At 30.1% G+C, this 17,232-nt stretch carries 18 protein-coding genes; 17 read left to right on the top strand and 1 reads right to left on the bottom strand.

What is annotated here, in order from left to right:
- Positions 1-27: 27 nt before the first annotated feature.
- A complete protein-coding gene (locus tag CPIN18021_RS02760; RefSeq protein ID WP_078423050.1) occupies positions 28-1,695 on the bottom strand; it encodes an anaerobic C4-dicarboxylate transporter in 1,668 nt (555 codons plus the stop codon).
- Between the two features lie 346 nt (positions 1,696-2,041).
- Here CPIN18021_RS02760 and CPIN18021_RS02765 point away from each other — a divergent pair, with 346 nt between their 5' ends.
- The 17 genes from CPIN18021_RS02765 to CPIN18021_RS02845 all read left to right on the top strand — a co-directional run bounded on the left by CPIN18021_RS02765 (position 2,042) and on the right by CPIN18021_RS02845 (position 17,230).
- Positions 2,042-3,028, top strand: coding sequence for a FecCD family ABC transporter permease (locus CPIN18021_RS02765; RefSeq protein ID WP_078423051.1), 987 nt, complete (start codon positions 2,042-2,044; stop codon positions 3,026-3,028).
- On the top strand, positions 3,025-3,798 hold the full coding sequence (locus CPIN18021_RS02770; RefSeq protein WP_078423052.1) for an ABC transporter ATP-binding protein: 774 nt from the start codon (positions 3,025-3,027) through the stop codon (positions 3,796-3,798). Before CPIN18021_RS02765 ends, CPIN18021_RS02770 begins: the two co-directional genes overlap by 4 nt.
- Positions 3,799-3,801: 3 nt before the next feature.
- Positions 3,802-4,599: an ABC transporter substrate-binding protein gene (locus tag CPIN18021_RS02775; RefSeq protein ID WP_078423053.1), complete on the top strand. Its 798-nt coding sequence runs from the start codon at positions 3,802-3,804 to the stop codon at positions 4,597-4,599.
- A 36-nt stretch (positions 4,600-4,635) separates the two neighbouring features.
- A complete protein-coding gene (locus tag CPIN18021_RS02780; protein WP_078423054.1) occupies positions 4,636-5,856 on the top strand; it encodes a radical SAM protein in 1,221 nt (406 codons plus the stop codon).
- Positions 5,853-6,365: a flavodoxin family protein gene (locus CPIN18021_RS02785; protein ID WP_078423055.1), complete on the top strand. Its 513-nt coding sequence runs from the start codon at positions 5,853-5,855 to the stop codon at positions 6,363-6,365. The genes CPIN18021_RS02780 and CPIN18021_RS02785 overlap by 4 nt, the downstream gene beginning before the upstream one ends.
- Positions 6,366-6,496: 131 nt before the next feature.
- Complete coding sequence (rpsB, locus tag CPIN18021_RS02790) at positions 6,497-7,285, top strand: 30S ribosomal protein S2 (RefSeq protein ID WP_078423056.1); 789 nt, start codon at positions 6,497-6,499, stop codon at positions 7,283-7,285.
- Complete coding sequence (gene tsf, locus CPIN18021_RS02795) at positions 7,285-8,349, top strand: translation elongation factor Ts (RefSeq protein WP_078423057.1); 1,065 nt, start codon at positions 7,285-7,287, stop codon at positions 8,347-8,349. Before rpsB ends, tsf begins: the two co-directional genes overlap by 1 nt.
- Positions 8,349-8,993, top strand: coding sequence for an ABC transporter ATP-binding protein (locus tag CPIN18021_RS02800; protein WP_078423058.1), 645 nt, complete (start codon positions 8,349-8,351; stop codon positions 8,991-8,993). The genes tsf and CPIN18021_RS02800 overlap by 1 nt, the downstream gene beginning before the upstream one ends.
- Positions 8,984-9,745, top strand: coding sequence for a flagellar biosynthetic protein FliR (gene fliR, locus CPIN18021_RS02805; RefSeq protein WP_078424359.1), 762 nt, complete (start codon positions 8,984-8,986; stop codon positions 9,743-9,745). The genes CPIN18021_RS02800 and fliR overlap by 10 nt, the downstream gene beginning before the upstream one ends.
- Before the next feature lie 61 nt (positions 9,746-9,806).
- Positions 9,807-11,471, top strand: coding sequence for a hypothetical protein (locus CPIN18021_RS02810; protein WP_078424360.1), 1,665 nt, complete (start codon positions 9,807-9,809; stop codon positions 11,469-11,471).
- Positions 11,472-12,083 carry a guanylate kinase gene (gmk, locus tag CPIN18021_RS02815; protein ID WP_078423061.1) on the top strand — a complete coding sequence of 204 codons (612 nt, stop codon included), beginning with the start codon at positions 11,472-11,474 and terminating at the stop codon, positions 12,081-12,083.
- Between the two features lie 25 nt (positions 12,084-12,108).
- Positions 12,109-12,309, top strand: a complete 201-nt coding sequence (locus CPIN18021_RS02820; RefSeq protein WP_069632909.1) for a Sec-independent protein translocase subunit TatA/TatB — start codon at positions 12,109-12,111, stop codon at positions 12,307-12,309.
- Positions 12,310-12,318: 9 nt separating this feature from the next.
- Entirely contained in the window at positions 12,319-13,905 is a 1,587-nt protein-coding gene (gene argS, locus CPIN18021_RS02825; protein WP_078424361.1) for an arginine--tRNA ligase, read from the top strand.
- A gap of 5 nt (positions 13,906-13,910) precedes the next feature.
- Complete coding sequence (locus CPIN18021_RS02830; RefSeq protein ID WP_078423063.1) at positions 13,911-14,912, top strand: YeiH family protein; 1,002 nt, start codon at positions 13,911-13,913, stop codon at positions 14,910-14,912.
- A 7-nt stretch (positions 14,913-14,919) separates the two neighbouring features.
- Entirely contained in the window at positions 14,920-15,327 is a 408-nt protein-coding gene (locus CPIN18021_RS02835; RefSeq protein ID WP_078424362.1) for an SseB family protein, read from the top strand.
- Positions 15,328-15,474: 147 nt separating this feature from the next.
- Positions 15,475-15,978, top strand: coding sequence for a ubiquinol-cytochrome c reductase iron-sulfur subunit (locus CPIN18021_RS02840; protein WP_069632913.1), 504 nt, complete (start codon positions 15,475-15,477; stop codon positions 15,976-15,978).
- Positions 15,979-15,988: 10 nt separating this feature from the next.
- The gene (locus CPIN18021_RS02845; protein ID WP_078423065.1) at positions 15,989-17,230 is read left to right on the top strand and encodes a cytochrome b; all 1,242 of its coding nucleotides are present in this window, start codon (positions 15,989-15,991) and stop codon (positions 17,228-17,230) included.
- Positions 17,231-17,232 lie beyond the last annotated feature (2 nt).

Below are 17,232 nucleotides of genomic sequence, written 5' to 3' on the forward strand. Positions count from 1 at the left end.
TAAGCAAAAAGCCTAGGGTTTAAAATATTATAAATACCCAAACATTGTGGTAAAGATATAACCAAATACACAAGATACACTAACGCCTAAAAGACCAGGTATTATAAAGCTGTGATTGATAACAAATTTGCCTATTTTTGTAGTTCCAGATCTATCAAACTGAATAGCAGCAAGGTCACTTGGATAAGTTGGAAGTATATAATATCCATAACAAGCAGGTGCAAAAGCTAAGATGATGGCAGGGTTTACATCTATACCAAGCGCTAGTGGTACAAAAGCAACCAATGCAGCAGCTTGAGAGTTTACAAACTTTGATATAAGAAGCAACATTACAGCATATGTCCAAGGATGTTCCATTACAACGCTTCCGAGAGCTTCTTTCATCATAGGTGTGTGAACGGCAAACATAGTTTCAGCCATCCAAGATATACCAAACACCGCAACAAGTGCTATCATACCAGAGCGAAATATCTCGTTTTTACTGATTTTGCTAGCATCTACTTTTGTAAAAATCACTATTAAAGCACCTGCTAAAAGCATAAAAATTTGAATAACATCAACCATACCAAGATTTGCTTTTTTACTTATAGAGTCTTTGATAAGTATTTTTGCATTTTCTATCGTTTCACTTTTATCGTTTGCTGTTAGGATTATAGTATTATCGCTTTCTTTTATATTGTTTGTGAGTTTGTTGTCTTGATAAATTTCAACTTCGCTATATGCTATATCTACTTTTGTTTTATTGTTTTTTACATTTTGAACCAGTTTTGTGTCTTTAAGATTTGCTATTATTTGTCCATCTTTTACATTAAAGCTTTTAATTACTTTATTGTCTGTAGATACGATTTCAACCACTTTTGCTGGAATTGTTTTATTCCAAGATGGTCTTAAATCTTTGTTATAACCAAGCACAGCAACAACAGCTATAGCACCTAAAAATATCCACATTGCAAGCCATTGTGAGCTTGGAAGTTTTTTGCCAAGTAATGTTGAAGAATCTCCATAAACATACTCTTTAAACTCTGGATTTTTGATTTTTTCGTTAAATTCTACATCTTTATCAAGATCTTTTCCTCTAAACCAACTAAAAATTCCAACCGCTAAAACACCACAAAGTGTTGATGGTATTGTTATTTTAAGCAAATCCAAGTATCCATCAAATCCAGCCAAGTGACTTTTTGCATTTATTAAAAATGCGGTTAATGTTACAACAGCAACAGAAACAGGACTTGCAATAATGCCCATTTGAGAAGCTATAGAACTTGCTGCCATTGGTCTTTCAGGTCTTATGCCGTTTTTAATAGCTATGTCGTATATAATAGGAAGCATTGTATAAACAACATGTCCGGTTCCGCATAAAACTGTTAAAAAACAAGTAACAAAAGGTGCGAGTATACTCACATACTTAGGATTTTTTCTTAGCACTTTTTCTGCTATTTGAAGCATAACATCAAGACCACCACTAGCTTGCAATGTGGCACTTGCAACGACAACAGCGAGTATTGTTAGCATAACCGAAATAGATGGCTTTCCAGGCTGTATGCCAAAGCCAAACACAAGCATTATAAGACCAACACCGCCTAGCAAGCCAAGTGCTATACCACCCTTTCTTGCCCCATAAAATAGACAAATTAATACAACTATTAGCTGTATTGTAAATTGAATTCCTTCGTTTAAGTTCATTAAAAAATCCATAAGAACCCCTTTAACTAAAATTTTACATAATTTTAACAATTAATTAATAAAATTAACTTTAAATATACTTAAGTATATATATAAAATAAAATTTTAAAGCTATTGTTAATAATTATAAAGAATATTTTAATTAAAATAGTTGATATTTTTTATATTTTTACTACTAAAAATAGTTTTATTAATCATATTATAATAATTTCAAATGTAGAATACATTTTTAAAATATTATTTGATATAGATTATAATAATATTTTTGTAAATAATAAAATGGAGTAAAAATTGTTTGATAAAAAAATACTTTCCCGTTATTTGGTAATAATACATAAAAGCACAACAGGATTTTATTGTGAGCTTTAAAAACATATTGGTTGCAGTTTTGCTTTTTGCTGGCATAATTATTTTGGGACTTTTTGCTTTAAGTGTTGGCGGTGCGAATATAGGCTTTATTGATATTATTGATTTTATTTTAGGAAAAAATGATAACGAGATTATAAAGACTATAGTTTTTGATTTAAGGGCTCCTAGAATTATTATGGCTATTTTGATTGGTATGTTGCTTGCTAGTTCTGGTGTTGTTACTCAAAGTGTATTTTTAAATCCACTAGCAGACCCTTATATTATAGGTATAGCAGCAAGTGCTATTTTTGGTGCAGTTGTTGCATATTTATTGAATCTTGATAGCTTTTATTATGGTATTTTTGCTTTTATTAGCTCAGCTATATTATCTTTAGTTATTTTTAAACTAGCAAGTCAAACAAACTCAATAGCCACATTGCTTATAATAGGCATAGCGTTATCATCTTTTTTGGGCGCTTTTACATCTTTTGCGACCTATCTTATAGGAGAAGATAGTTTTAAAATAGTTGCATGGTCTATGGGGTATTTGGGTGGCGCAACTTGGGATAAGGTTTTTATTATTTGCATACCTCTCGTTTTTTGTGTTTTTTATTTTTATATTAAAAGAAATGAATTAAATATACTTTTAAATGGTGATGATGAAGCAAAAAGCTTAGGTATAGATACAGGCAGAGTAAAAAAGATATTTCTTATTGTGTCTGCTTTGGCTGTTAGTTTTTCTGTTGCCTTTACTGGAATGATAGGTTTTGTAGGGCTTATTATACCTCATAGTTTGAGACTGCTTTTAAAAACATCAAATAATGCGATACTTATACCATTTTCTTTGTTAGCCGGTGGTTTTTTTGTATTATTTTGTGATGTTATTGCAAAAAGTTTATTATCTCCTATAGAAATTCCCATTGGTGTTATTACTGCTTTTTTTGGAGCACCGTTTTTTCTTATTTTGGCTATTAAATCTCGCAGGAGTATAGCTTGAAAATAGATATAAAAAACTTAAGCTTTGGTTATACCGATAAACAGATTTTGAAAAGTATAAATTTTTCTGCAAGCAGTAGAGATTTTTTAGGCATTTTGGGTGCAAATGGAAGCGGCAAATCAACTCTATTAAAAAATATTTCAGGCTTGTTAAACTCAAATCATAATAGTGTATATTTTGATAATATACCGATAGAGAATTATTCTAAAAAGCAATTATCAAGGATGATAGGATTTGTTCCACAAAAGAGTTTTTTAAGTGCACCTTTTTTGGTTGAAGAGGTTGTTCTTATGGGGCGTTTTGCTCATATGAAAAATGCTTTTAGTGGATATAATAAAGAGGATCATATAAAAGTTGATGAGGTGTTAGAGCTTTTGGGAATTTCTGATTTTAAAAATAGAGACACAAGTTCTTTAAGTGGTGGTGAGTTTTCAAAGGTTTTAATAGCTAGAGCTTTGGTGGCAGAGCCAAAAATATTGCTTCTTGATGAGCCAACTTCAGCTTTGGATCTTAACTATGCTGTTGAAATGATGAAAATTTGTAAAAAACTTACTGATGAGTTGGGTCTTATAAGCATAGCTGTCATTCATGATTTAAATTTAGCTTCCATGTTTTGCAATAGACTTATTATGTTAAAAAAAGGAAATTTAGTGTATAGTGGCACATCAAAAGAGTTATATACGACTGAAATTTTAAAAGATGTTTATGATTTAAAATGTGATATTTTAGAATACAAAAGCAATCCTTTAGTGGTTGCAATAAAGGAGTAAATAGTGAAGAAAATTATTTTAAGTTTGGCTATTTTTGCTAGTCTTTTAGGGGCTAAAAAGCTAGTTATTTTAGAGCCTAGTGTAGTTGAGATGATGTATATGCTTGATTCAGAATCTGATATAGCAGCTATATCAAAATTAACCATGTCTAAAATTTGGCCTGCTGAAAAAACAGAAAAACTTCCAAGTGTTGGTACTTATTCAAAACCAAATATAGAAAAAATTATAGAAATCAAACCTGATTTGGTTGTCACTGGTTTTCACGCTGAAAGTATAAAAGATGAGCTTGGTAAGTTTAATATAGGCGTTTTGGGCTTAAAAAGTGATAGTTTAGATGATATTTATAATAACGTCTTGAAAATAGGTGAGATTTTAGATAAAAATGAAAAAGCAAAACAATTAGTGAATGATATAAAGCAGTCTGTTGATAAGTTTTTAAATTCTAAATTTAAAGGTAAAAAAATAGCGATTTTATTTTCTTCAAATCCAATAATGGCATTTAATAATAAGTCTTTGGTTGGAGATATTTTTTCAAAATTTGGGTTTATAAATATAGCCGATGGCTTAAGCGGACAGACTCCTATTATATCTAGTGAAGTTTTACTTGCTAAAAATCCTGATTTTATAATAGTAGTAGGTGGCATGGGTTCAAAAGAGGCCATACTTTCAAGCAATGAAGCATTAAAAAATGTAAATGCTGTAAAAAATGATAAGGTTATTACTATACCTTCTTCGCTTTTATTAAGAGGGACACCTAGAATAAAAGAAAACATGAGTGAAATTTTTGAAATGTTAAAATAATATAGTTAGATTTTTAAACAATTTGGAGGTATTTAAATGTTTGAAAAAAGAATAAAAAGTCATCATTCCGGACATCCAAAGCGTTCTAAATATTCAGATGAAGATGAATTATTTGAGTTTTTAGATACTAATTTCCCGAAACAAAAAGATGGTGTTTTGTATTTTCATACACCTTTTTGCGATAATATTTGTTCTTTTTGTTCAATGAATCGTTCTAAAATAGAAGATGAGCTTGATGAATATTGTAAATATATTTTAGAACAGATTGATTTATATACTAAATTTGCATACATAAGAGGAAAAGTTTTTGAGAGTGTTTATTTTGGTGGCGGCACACCAACTATATTTAAAGAAAGGCATTTAGAAAAAATACTTAGTGCTATAAATAATAAATTTAACCTATCTGACACATGCGAGTTTAATTTTGAAAGCACTTTGCATAATTTAAATTTGTCAAAGTTAAAATTAATGCAGGATTTTGGTGTTAATCGTTTTAGTATAGGTATTCAGACGTTTTCTCAAAGAGGAAGGGAGCTTTTAAATAGAGTGCATTCTAAAGAAGCTGCTATATCTCATCTTGAAAAAATAAGAGCAAATTTTGATAAATTATTGTGCGCAGATATTATTTATAATTATCCGGATCAGACAGAACAAGAAGTAAGAGAGGATGCTAAAATTTTAAAAAATATAGGTATTGATAGCTCTAGTTTTTACTCTCTTATGTTTTTTGAAGGGTCTGAGTTTGCAAAGACACATACTGAAGATTATTATGAATTACAAACAGACAAGATGCTTCATAATGCTTTTGTTGATGAAATGTTTAAGGGTGGAGATTATGAGTTTTTGGAGCTTACAAAGATAAATAAAAAAGATAGAGATGCTTATAAATATATAAAACTCACTCACTTGGGAGTTGATATCTTGCCACTTGGCATAGGTGCTGGTGGTAAACTTGGCGATTTTGGAATTTTTAATATGAAAAAGAATCTTAAAATGGTTGGAATTTTGCCACAACAAGAGATAAATTATAGAAATTTTACGGCTTTATTTCAATATCCGAAAGTTAAATTTGATGATTTGAGAAAATATATAAGCGAAGATGGCTTTTTAGAACTTTTAAATTTTTTCAAAAAATGTGAAGAAAATAAACTTTTAAATATTAATGAAAATGGATATGAGTTAAGTGTTGATGGTGTTTTTTGGGGAAATACCATTTCAGAAGAAGTATCAAAAATTATGCAAAAGGAATTTGAATGAAAAAGATAGTTGTTTATTCATCTTTAACTGGAAATACAAAAAAAATAGGTGAAGCTATAGCTTCGAAAATAGGCTGTAGTGCATTTAGTTTCGAAGATAAAAGTGTTGCTGATTTAAGCAAATATGATTTTATTGCAGTCGGATACTATATAGACAAAGGTGGTCCAGATGCCCATTTTAAAAGATATATCAAAGAAAAAATAAAAAATAAAAAAGTTGGTTTATTTATAACACTAGGTGCAGAACCAGATGGAAACCATGGTATTGAAATGCTTGAAAATGGTGTTAAAATACTTGAGCAAAATGGTAATGAAGTTTTAAGAAAATTTATTTGTCAAGGTGCTATTGATCCAAAAATGATTCAAGAAATGATAGATATGGCTGAAAGGCTAGGGGATAAAACAATGCATCCTATCACAGAAGAAAGAAAGGCTAGATGGGCTGCTGCTTCAACTCATCCTGATGAAAATGATATAGAAAATGCAAAAAAAGCTTTTGAAGGAATTTGATTTTATCTTAATTTTATAATATTTTAAGTATAATCCAAGCCTTATTTCACACACACCAATCCTTGATTTGGTTGCAAATTAATTTTTGTTGATGGGTGTGGAGGTAAAACTAAATTTAAGGAGACCTAATTATGGTAACTATGAGAGATTTATTAGAATGTGGTGTTCACTTCGGACATCAAACACGCAGATGGAATCCAAAAATGAAAAAATACATTTTTGGTGAAAGAAAAGGTATTTATATAATAGATTTACAAAAAACTATTCGTTATTTTAGATATACATACAATATAGTTCGTGATGCAGCTGCTGAAGGAAAAACTATACTTTTTGTTGGAACAAAAAAACAAGCCGTTGAAGCTATAAAAGAGTATGCGCAAAAATGCGGTATGCCTTATGTGAACCATCGTTGGTTAGGCGGAATGATGACAAACTTTGGAACTATTCGCCAGTCAATTAGAAAACTAGAAGTTATAGAAACTATGGAAGAAGATGGTTCTATAAATTTATTAACAAAAAAAGAAGCTCTTATGCTTCGTAGAAAAAAAGAGAAGCTTTTAGCAACACTTGGTGGCATCAGAGATATGAAAAATCTTCCTGATATGATATTTGTTGTTGATACAGTTAAAGAGAAAATAGCTGTTCAAGAAGCTAATCGTTTAAAACTCCCAGTTGTTGCTCCTATTGATACAAACTGCGATCCAGATGTTGTTGATTATCCAATCCCTGGAAATGATGATGCTATTCGTTCAGTTCAACTTTTCTGCCAAGAGATGGCTGAGGCTATTATAGAAGGAAAATCTTTATTAGAGCAAGATAGTGATATAAGTGAAGAAAAACAAGCTGTTACAGAAGATGAGAAAAAAGAAGTTGTAGCTGAGGCTATGAGTGAAGAAGATTTTGGCAGCGAGGAAGAATAATGGAAATTACAGCACAAATGGTTAAAGAGCTCCGTGAAAGTACCGGAGCTGGTATGATGGATTGTAAAAAGGCACTATCTGAAGCTGATGGTGATATGCAAAAAGCGATAGATTTGCTAAGAGAAAAAGGATTGGGACAAGCTGCTAAAAAAGCTGATAGACTTGCTAGTGAAGGTCTTGTTAGTGTTGAAGTATCTGCTGAAAATAAAAAAGCTACTATTACAGAAATAAACTCTGAAACAGACTTTGTTGCTAAAAATGCTCAATTTCAAGCTTTAACAAAAGATACAACATTACATATACAAGAAAATAATATAAAAGATGTTGAGTCTTTAAATGTAAGCAGTATAAACGGCACTAAATTTGAAGATTATTTTAAAAGCCAAATAGCTACAATAGGTGAAAATTTGGTTGTTAGACGTTTTGAAACTATTGAAACAGATGAAAAAGGTATTGTTAATGGCTATGTTCACTCAAATGGACGTGTTGGTGTTTTAATTGGAGCAGTTTGCGAGAGCAAAGAGATTGCAGATAAAGCTGGTGAATTTATAAGAAATTTATGTATGCATGCTGCAGCTATGAAGCCTAGTGTAATAAGCTACAAAGATTTAGATCCAGAATTTGTAGAAAAAGAATATGTTGCATTAAAAGCTGAGCTTGAAAAAGAAAACGAAGAGTTAAAAAGACTTGGTAAAACATTACATCATATACCTTCGTACGCAAGCCGTATCCAGATAACTGATGATGTTTTGGCAAAAGCTGAAGCTGCAATCAAAGAAGAATTAAAAGCAGAAGGTAAGCCTGAAAAAATTTGGGATAAAATTTTACCTGGTAAAGTTGAAAGATTTTTTGCTGATAATACAGTTTTAGATCAACGCTTAACACTTTTAGGTCAATTTTATGTAATGGATGATAAAAAAACTATAGAGCAAGTTATAGCTGAAAAAAGCAAAGAACTAGGTGGAAAAATCGAGATAGTGAAATATGTTAGATTTGAGCTTGGCGAAGGACTTGAGAAGAAAAATGAAGATTTTGCAGCTGAAGTAGCAGCTCAAATCGGCTAATGGAAATTTTAAGAGCGTGTAATTTAACATTTGCGTATGATTATACGCTCTTTGAAAATGTAAATTTATCTTTTTTAAAAGGCGAAAGTAGCGCCATTGTTGGAGTTAGTGGTTGTGGCAAATCAACCCTTCTTCATATTCTTTCTACTTTATTAAAGCCAAATAACGGCGATGTTTATTATAACGAAAAATCACTATACACACTTTCAGATACCGAACTAAACAATATAAGAAGACTTGATTTTGGTATTATATTTCAGGCGCATTATCTTTTTAAGGGTTTTAGCGGTGCTGAAAATATACAAATAGCAAATATTTTATCAAATCAAGATTGTGATCAAAATTTATTTAAAAGATTGGGTATTGATAAAATTTTAAATCAAAAAATTGGCGAGCTAAGTGGCGGTCAACAGCAAAGAATAAGTATAGCAAGAGTTCTTAGTAAAAAACCAAAAGTTATATTTGCTGATGAGCCAACTGGAAATTTAGATAAAAATACAGCTTTTGATGTTATGGATATTTTATTTGAGTATATAAAACAAAATCAAGCTACATTAATTTTGGTTACGCATGATAACGATTTGGCTTTAAATTGTGATAATAAATTTAGATTAGAAAACAAACAGTTTTTAAGATGGAGCTGATAGAATTTTTTGGTCCTGATAGAGTCATAACCTTTATGCTTTTGTTCGCTAGGCTTAGTGGACTTGTGGTATTTTTTCCATTTTTTTCACATAATCAAATCCCTATAGCTATAAAAACATTATTTATATTTTTATTAACTGTTTTGCTTTTTCCTTTCTCAAAAGTTCACAATGGAACTATAAATTTTTTAGTTTTTGATATATTAAGTGAAGTTATGTTAGGTCTTTGCTCTGGAGTTTTGCTTACTATTGTTTTTGCTGTTTTACAACTTGCTGGAGAGCAAATTTCTATGGTTATGGGATTTTCTATGGCAACAGTTTTAGACCCACAAACAGGGACAAACTCACCAGTTATCTCAAATATTATAAATTTCATAGCCTTGCTTACATTTTTGGTATTTGATGGACATCATCTGATCTTGCAGTTTTATTCGCACTCTTTGGCAAATATTCCTCTTGGTGATTTTTATCCAAGAGTGGGAGTATTAAAATATACTATTAATACTTTTATCAATCTTTTTATGTTTGGGTTTATACTATCATTTCCGATAATAGGTCTTTCTTTGCTATCGGATGTTATTTTTGGAATGCTTATGAAGACTATGCCTCAATTTAATCTTCTAGTGATAGGCTATCCTATTAAAATAACAATCTCATTTGCTATACTTATAGCTATTTTATCTGGTATTATGAAAATTTTTACAAATTTAATGCTTAGGCTAATAAATGATTTACCTGATTTATTTTTTTAAAATTAAGTAAATAAAAAAGAAAAATATCATAAAATAAAAGATTATGTTTCAAGGAGTACTTATGAAAGTTGCATTGGTAAATAAAAATCCTGCAGTTTCAAGATTGATTACTTTAAGCTTGAATAAAATTGGAGCTCAATATTCAGAGTTTCAAGAGCTTTCTGATGTTGATGATAATTTTGATTTTTTGATACTGGATAGTGATGTAGAAAGAAGTGATATTGATATAAAAAATATTTCATCAAAAGTAATGTATCTTTTACCTCGTGGAGCTGAGTCTCCTGATTTTGCTGATGTTGTTTTGCAAAAACCATTTTTACCTACTGATTTTATAAGTATTTTTGAAGAAAATAGCCCCAGCGAAAATAGCAAGAAAGATGTTAAAGCTTTAGATGAAGATATTGATTTTGATGATAACGGAAGCGATTTTTCTGATAAATTAGAAGATTTTGACTTGCCAAGTATTGATGATAATCTTAATATAGGCGAGATTGAAAATTTAGATAATCTAGATATAAAATTAGATGATGAAGTTTTGCCACAAGAGGATTTTGATATTGAAAATTTAGATGATCTGCAAGATATTGAGCTACAAAATCAAGAAAATACTGATGATGATTTAATGTTGAATGAAGATGTATATAACAAAGAAGTATCGGATTTGCAAGGTAATATTGAAAATTTAGAAGATGAAATGAAAGATTTAGATAACTTAGAAAGCATTGATAATACTTCTATAGATGATGTTTTAAAGAAACATGAGTTGCAAAATATTGAAGAGAATCAAAATTCCGATAACTTAAATGAATCTAATAAAGAATTAATTGAAGAAAATAAAGATATTTCTGAGGAGTTGCCACAAGAAGATGAGGATATTAAAGAGCAGATATCGGATTTAGATAACCCAGATGAAGTTTTAAAAGAAGAAATTAATGTTGATGAATTGCAAGATTCGAAAAAAAATGAAGATATTTCAAATATTGATGAATCAAAAAAAGATACTTTGGATGAAAATAAAGAAAATAATTCTAATGATGATGATAAAATGGACTCTATTGAGACAATTAAACATATATTAGAAGATATTGAAACTCAATCTGATGATTTTAAAGAAGAATTACAGGAAGATAATTTGGAAATTAATGATGATGTTAAAAATGATGATAATCCTAGTGCTTCTAATGATTTAGAAAATCAAATTGAAGATAACGATAGTAATATGGACGTAGTTCAAGATCAAAATATAAATGAGACTACTTTTAAAGAATCAAAAGAAGAAATTAAAGCAAATGAGGAGATAGAATTAGAAAACATTTTAGATGAAAATAGTGAAGAAAACAAATCAGAAAATGAAGAAAAAGTAGAAAATAAAAACATTGATGAAGAAATATACTTAGAAGATAATATTGATGATAAATTCGATAGTATTAATGAAGAAGATAAATTAGATAAAATTGATGTAAAAGATGAGTTGGATATGGAAAATAAAGATATAAACACTATAGATGATATTGATGAAGCATCTATGCTTGCCGCATTTGGTTTAGAAAGTGCCGCAGCAGCTATAAAAGAGATAAAGAAAAGCGGTATTAAAAATGATGATTTTAAAGAAGAGTTAACTAAAAAAATAACCGAACATATAACTAGTTCCCTTACTGAAACATCTATAAAAGAAGCTTTGAGAGATATGAATATAAAAATAAATATAAGCTTTGAGGAAAAGTAGTTGAAGGGCCAAATACTGATAGTTTCAGGTCCAAGCGGAAGTGGGAAAAGCACACTTTTAAATAGACTCTTTAAAGAGGAGGATAATTTATATTTTTCTATATCAAGCACCACTAGACCAAGAAGAAATGGTGAGAGAGAAGGTGTTGATTATTATTTTATAGATGAAGATGAATTTAAATATGGTATAGATAATGATGAATTTTTAGAATGGGCCTGTGTTCACAAAAATTATTATGGTACTAGTTTAAAACCTGTTCTTAAAGCTTTAAATGATGGTAAAATAGTTGTTTTTGATATTGATGTTCAGGGTTTTTGTATAGCTCGAGAAAAACTTAAAAACTATATAACATCTGTATTTGTGACAACAAAGAACAAAGATGAATTAGAAAAAAGATTGCAAAAACGTAATACTGATTCTAATGAAACAATAAAAAATAGACTGACAAATGCTGCGGTAGAGATGGAGCATATATCAGAATATGATTATTTCTTAATAAATGATGATATAGAAAAAAGCTATATGGATTTACTGTCCATTGTGCGTTCTATGAGAGTTAAAAGTTCAATTGTTAATATAACAGAAGTTATTGATAACTGGAAAAATTGTTAATAACTTATAATAAAAGGAGAATAATATGGGTAATATAGGTATTAGTCAATGGTTGATAATTTTGGTTATCATAGTTTTACTTTTTGGTGCTAAAAAGATTCCTGAACTAGCCAAAGGTGTTGGAAAAGGGATAAAAAGCTTTAAGGCCGAAATGGAAGAGCCGGTAGAAAAAGTTGAGAAAAAAGAAGAGACTGTTAAAAATAGCGAAGAGACTAAAACTGTATAGGTTTGAGCTTTGAAAAATATAGTAAAAAACGAAATATTTAAAGTTCTTGGTAGAGAATTTATCCTAGAAAAACCAAAAGATAAAAATTTGGCTCATTATGCTACACCCATTGCATTTTCTATGGCTAAGGAGCTTAAAAAATCACCAATGTTGATAGCTGATGAGCTTGTATCTAAGTTTCAAAACAGTGATATTTTTGATGTAAGTGCTGTCAATGGTTATATAAATTTTAAATTAAAAAATGAGTTTTTGGATAAAATTTCAAATCAAACACTAAAGCTTGATGTTGATTTTGCAAAAGGCGAGAAAAAAAACGAAAGTGTCTTTATAGAATATATCAGTGCAAATCCAACAGGCCCTTTGCATATAGGTCACGTTAGAGGTGCTGTTTTTGGGGATACTTTGGCTAATATAGGCGAGTACCTTGGTTACGATGTTACAACTGAGTATTATATAAATGATGCTGGCAATCAAATAGATTTGCTTGGCATATCTGTTAGTTTGGCCGCAAAAGAATTTTTATTTAATGAAAGTGTAGTCTATCCAGAATCTTATTATAGGGGTGAATATCTAAATGAGATATCAAAATTAGCACTTGATAAATTTGGTAAAGATATTTTTTATGATGAAAATAGAAATCTCGAGCTTGCTGAATTTGCAAAAGATGAAGTTTTGAAAATTATAAAAAAAGATTTGGCTGATGTTGGCATTTTTATACAAAATTGGGCTAGTGAAAAATCACTTTATTCAAATTTAATTCCAACCATAGAAAAACTTAAAAAATCTGGCCAGATGTATGAAAAAGATGGCGCTACCTATATAGCATCTACAAAATTAAACGATGATAATGATAGGGTTGTAATTAGAAACGATGGCAGGCCTACATATCTTGCAGGAGACATTATCTATCACGATAACAAATTTGAAAAATCATACGATAGGTATATAAATATCTGGGGAGCTGATCATCATGGATATATAGCTAGGATAAAAGCGGCTATTAATTTCTTGGGATATGATGAAAATAAACTTGAAGTTATTTTGATGCAAATGGTTAGCCTTTTAAAAGATAAAAAACCATTTAAGATGAGTAAGAGAGCCGGAACATCTGTGCTTATGAGTGAGATAGTAGAAGACATAGGATCTGATGCGCTTAGATTTATGTTTATAAGTAAATCAAATACAAGCCCTTTGGAATTTGAACTTAATACATTAAAGCAAAATGATAGTTCAAATCCTATTTTTTATATCAACTATGCTCATTCTCGTGTAAATCAAATTTTTACAAAAGCAAATAAGACCGTAGTTGATGTTTTAGATGTTAGCTTGGATTCTCTTGATGAAAATGCAAAAAATTTGCTTTTTGAAGCTCTTACCTTAAACGAAGTATTGCAAGATGTTTATAGTTCTAGGGGATTGCATAAACTGACTGATTTTCTAAAATCTTTATCGTCAAATTTTCACAAGTTCTATAATGAAAATCGCGTTATAGGTGCTGAAAATGAAGATGCATTGTTGAAATTATTTGCTATTGTTGCTCTTTGTATCAGAACTACTTTAAAACTTATGGGTATTAAAGCTAAAGAAAAGATGTAAAAACAATGGAAACTTTAAATAGTTTTTTAAAATTTAAAAAATCATGGAGTTTTATTTTTATACTTGGTGTTTTATGTGTGGCAATATCTTTTTTGCCACCATTTAGCACCTATTTTATTTCACCTTTAATTATTGCTGTTGTTTTTGGTGTTATTTTGGCAAATTTCTTTCAAAAAATATCAAAATCAATCAGTAATACAAGTGTTGTAAAAATATCAACAAAGCAAGTTTTACGTTTCGGTATAATTTTGTTTGGTTTTAGAATAAGCTTATCAGATATTGAATTTGTTGGATTAAATGGCATAACGTTAGCATTTTTTATAGTTTTTAGCACATTTTTCTTGGGTCTTTTTCTTGGCAAAATGCTTGGATTAGATTATAAAAGTTCAGCCCTTATAAGTTCTGGTAGTGCTGTTTGTGGAGCTGCTGCTGTTATGGCAAGTGAGAGCGTGGTAAAAGGCGGCAGCGATAAAGTAGGCGTTGCGATTTGTACTGTTGTGCTTTTTGGTAGTATAGGCATGTTTGCTTATCCATTTTTATTTCAAATTATTGATTTTAGACCAGAGCAAATAGGCTTTTTTATAGGTGGCTCTTTACATGAAGTAGCTCATGTTGTTGCTGCGTCTTCTAGCTTTGGCGAGTCTGTTCAAAAAAATGCCGTTATTATAAAAATGCTTAGAGTTCTTATGCTTATTCCTATGCTTTTTGTTTTGGGATTTTTAAATGCAAAAGAGGGTAAGGGCGATATAAAATCTTTTATTCCTTATTTTGCTATATTTTTCTTAATTGTAATTGTTGTAAATTCATTTTTGGGATTATCTAAAGATATTTTAAATGTGATACAATATTTTGATAATTTTTTACTTAGTGTTGCTATGATATGTCTTGGTATGGGAATAAATAAAAGTATTTTTGTAAATGTTGGATATAAGCCATTTATTTTGGCTATTTTGTTGTTTTTATACCTTATGATTAGTTGTTATTTATTTACTTATTTTATCTTATAGGATATTTATGAATTTAAAAGATGCGATGGATAAATTTTTAAAAAACCCAGTAAGCGATAATGAAAGGAATTTAATAGATTTCCTAAAAACTAGTGAATTTTTATCGCCCATAATGCTTATTTCACCAATGGTAAACAAAGATGGAAGCTCTTTTGATGAAAAAGAGGGGAATAATATTAGATTTGTGATACTGGAAGATGAAGACACAGATAAAAAATATTATCCTTTATTTACTAGCCAAGAAGAGATGCTTAAATGGAGAAAAGATGAGGAGCAAGAAAGTATAAAGCTTAAATTAAAAGATTATGCTCCGATGTTGTTATCCGAAAAAAATGAATATGATGGTATTGTTATAGATCCTTTTTCTCATTCTTTGATTTTAAATTTAAAATTTTTAGAATCAGTTTTTAAATAAAAACTAATAAAAGTATAAAATATAATAATTAATTTTGATATATAAAGTGACTATTTTGTAAGAATATTATTTAAATTACACAAAGAATTTTTAATATTTTTTAGATATAATGCAAATATTGTATAAATTAATTAAGAAAGGAAAATAATGTCTGTAAAGCAAGAAAGACGCGATTTTATCGGAATTGCGTTCGGTGCAGTGGCTGCTGTTGGTGGTGCTTTTTCATTGGTTGCTATGAAAAAGACTTGGGATCCACTTCCAAGTGTTAAAGCAGCAGGTTTTACAACCGTTGATCTTAGTCCCATGAAAGATGGAGAGATGAGACAGGTTGAATGGCGTAAAAAGCCAATATTTATTTTAAAAAAAGATCCAAATTCTCCTGCAAATGATAACAGAGATATAAAGATTGGAAATGATAGATATACGGTTGTGATAGGTCTTTGTACCCATCTTGGTTGTATACCAGAATGGAAGAGTTCTAAGAATGCATTTATTTGCGCCTGTCATGGAGGCGAGTTTGATGCTGATGGTTTAAATGTTTTTGGACCACCACCACGCCCTTTAGATATTCCACCATTTAAAATAGATGGAACAAAGTTAGTACTTGGTGAAACAGGACCCGAGTATAACAAATTAGTCGGCAAAGCATAAGGGAGATAATATGGCACAAATTCATAAATCAAACGGAGTTGTTGACTGGCTAGATCAGCGTTTAGCTGTTACTAAGCTTATGAAGGTTTTAGTAAGCGAATATTGGATACCAAAAAATATAAACTTTCTTTGGGCTATGGGCGTTATTTTAACCACTCTTTTTATTGTCCTTTTTGTTTCAGGGCTTTTACTTCTTATGTATTATAAACCCGATGTAAATTTAGCTTTTGATAGTGTAAATTTTACTATTATGCAAGAAGTTGAATATGGTTGGCTTTGGCGTCATATGCATGCCGTTGCTGCCTCTGTAATATTTTTAATAATGTATATACATCTTCTTACTGGACTTTATTACGGTTCTTATAAAAAAGGAAGAGAGCTTATCTGGGTTACAGGCATGTTACTATTTATTTGCTTTTCAGCAGAGGCTTTTAGTGGATATATGCTTCCTTGGGGTCAGATGAGCTATTGGGCAGCAACTGTTATCACTCAACTATTTGGTGCAATTCCAGTCATAGGTGATGCTCTTGTTGAGTGGATAAGAGGTGATTATGCTGTTGGTGATGCTACATTAACTAGATTTTTTATGATTCATGTTTGTCTTATGCCTATTATTATTATAGTTGTTGTTGTTATACACTTTTACTCTTTGCGCATTCCACATGTAAACAATCTTGAAAGCGAAGAGATAGATTTTGATGTAGAAGCAAACGAATATTTGCATGGTGATAGAAAAAAAGCTAAAGTTATACCTTTTTGGCCTGGATTTTTAGCTAAAGATTTTATGTATGTATCATTTTTTATGATATTTTTTATGTATCTAGTTTGCTTTCATTTTGGTTTTGCTATGGATCCTATAAATTTTGAGCCAGCAAATGCTTTGAAAACTCCACCACATATATATCCTGAGTGGTATTTCTTGTGGCAATATGAGATTTTACGTGGATTTTTCTTTGATATTTTTGGAATTTCAGCTGGTAATTTAGGTCTTTTATCGTTTGCATTTGCAGGTGCTGCATTTATGATAATACCTTTACTAGATACAAGTGATGTGGTTGCTCCGGCACACAAAAGACCGTTATTTTTCATATGGTTTTGGTTGCTTGTTGCTGATTTGATAGCTCTTTCTATTTTAGGAAAAATTCCAACAGAAGGTAGAGAGTGGTTTGGGTTTGGAACATCTGTTTTATTTTTATTCTTGTTTATTGTGGCTTTGCCTATTATTAGTTTTATTGAAAAGAAAAGGGGATAATT

The organism is Campylobacter pinnipediorum subsp. caledonicus (assembly GCF_002022005.1).
GTDB classification, from domain to species: domain Bacteria; phylum Campylobacterota; class Campylobacteria; order Campylobacterales; family Campylobacteraceae; genus Campylobacter_A; species Campylobacter_A caledonicus.

Bases quoted from the DNA above. Each gene is read 5' to 3' on its own strand.
- CPIN18021_RS02760 (WP_078423050.1), bottom strand. From the start codon at position 1,695: ATGGATTTTTTAATGAACTTAAACGAAGGAATTCAATTTACAATACAG.
- CPIN18021_RS02780 (WP_078423054.1), top strand. From the start codon at position 4,636: ATGTTTGAAAAAAGAATAAAAAGTCATCATTCCGGACATCCAAAGCGT.
- CPIN18021_RS02785 (WP_078423055.1), top strand. From the start codon at position 5,853: ATGAAAAAGATAGTTGTTTATTCATCTTTAACTGGAAATACAAAAAAA.
- rpsB (WP_078423056.1), top strand. From the start codon at position 6,497: ATGGTAACTATGAGAGATTTATTAGAATGTGGTGTTCACTTCGGACAT.
- tsf (WP_078423057.1), top strand. From the start codon at position 7,285: ATGGAAATTACAGCACAAATGGTTAAAGAGCTCCGTGAAAGTACCGGA.
- CPIN18021_RS02800 (WP_078423058.1), top strand. From the start codon at position 8,349: ATGGAAATTTTAAGAGCGTGTAATTTAACATTTGCGTATGATTATACG.
- fliR (WP_078424359.1), top strand. From the start codon at position 8,984: ATGGAGCTGATAGAATTTTTTGGTCCTGATAGAGTCATAACCTTTATG.
- CPIN18021_RS02810 (WP_078424360.1), top strand. From the start codon at position 9,807: ATGAAAGTTGCATTGGTAAATAAAAATCCTGCAGTTTCAAGATTGATT.
- CPIN18021_RS02820 (WP_069632909.1), top strand. From the start codon at position 12,109: ATGGGTAATATAGGTATTAGTCAATGGTTGATAATTTTGGTTATCATA.
- CPIN18021_RS02830 (WP_078423063.1), top strand. From the start codon at position 13,911: ATGGAAACTTTAAATAGTTTTTTAAAATTTAAAAAATCATGGAGTTTT.
- CPIN18021_RS02835 (WP_078424362.1), top strand. From the start codon at position 14,920: ATGAATTTAAAAGATGCGATGGATAAATTTTTAAAAAACCCAGTAAGC.
- CPIN18021_RS02840 (WP_069632913.1), top strand. From the start codon at position 15,475: ATGTCTGTAAAGCAAGAAAGACGCGATTTTATCGGAATTGCGTTCGGT.
- CPIN18021_RS02845 (WP_078423065.1), top strand. From the start codon at position 15,989: ATGGCACAAATTCATAAATCAAACGGAGTTGTTGACTGGCTAGATCAG.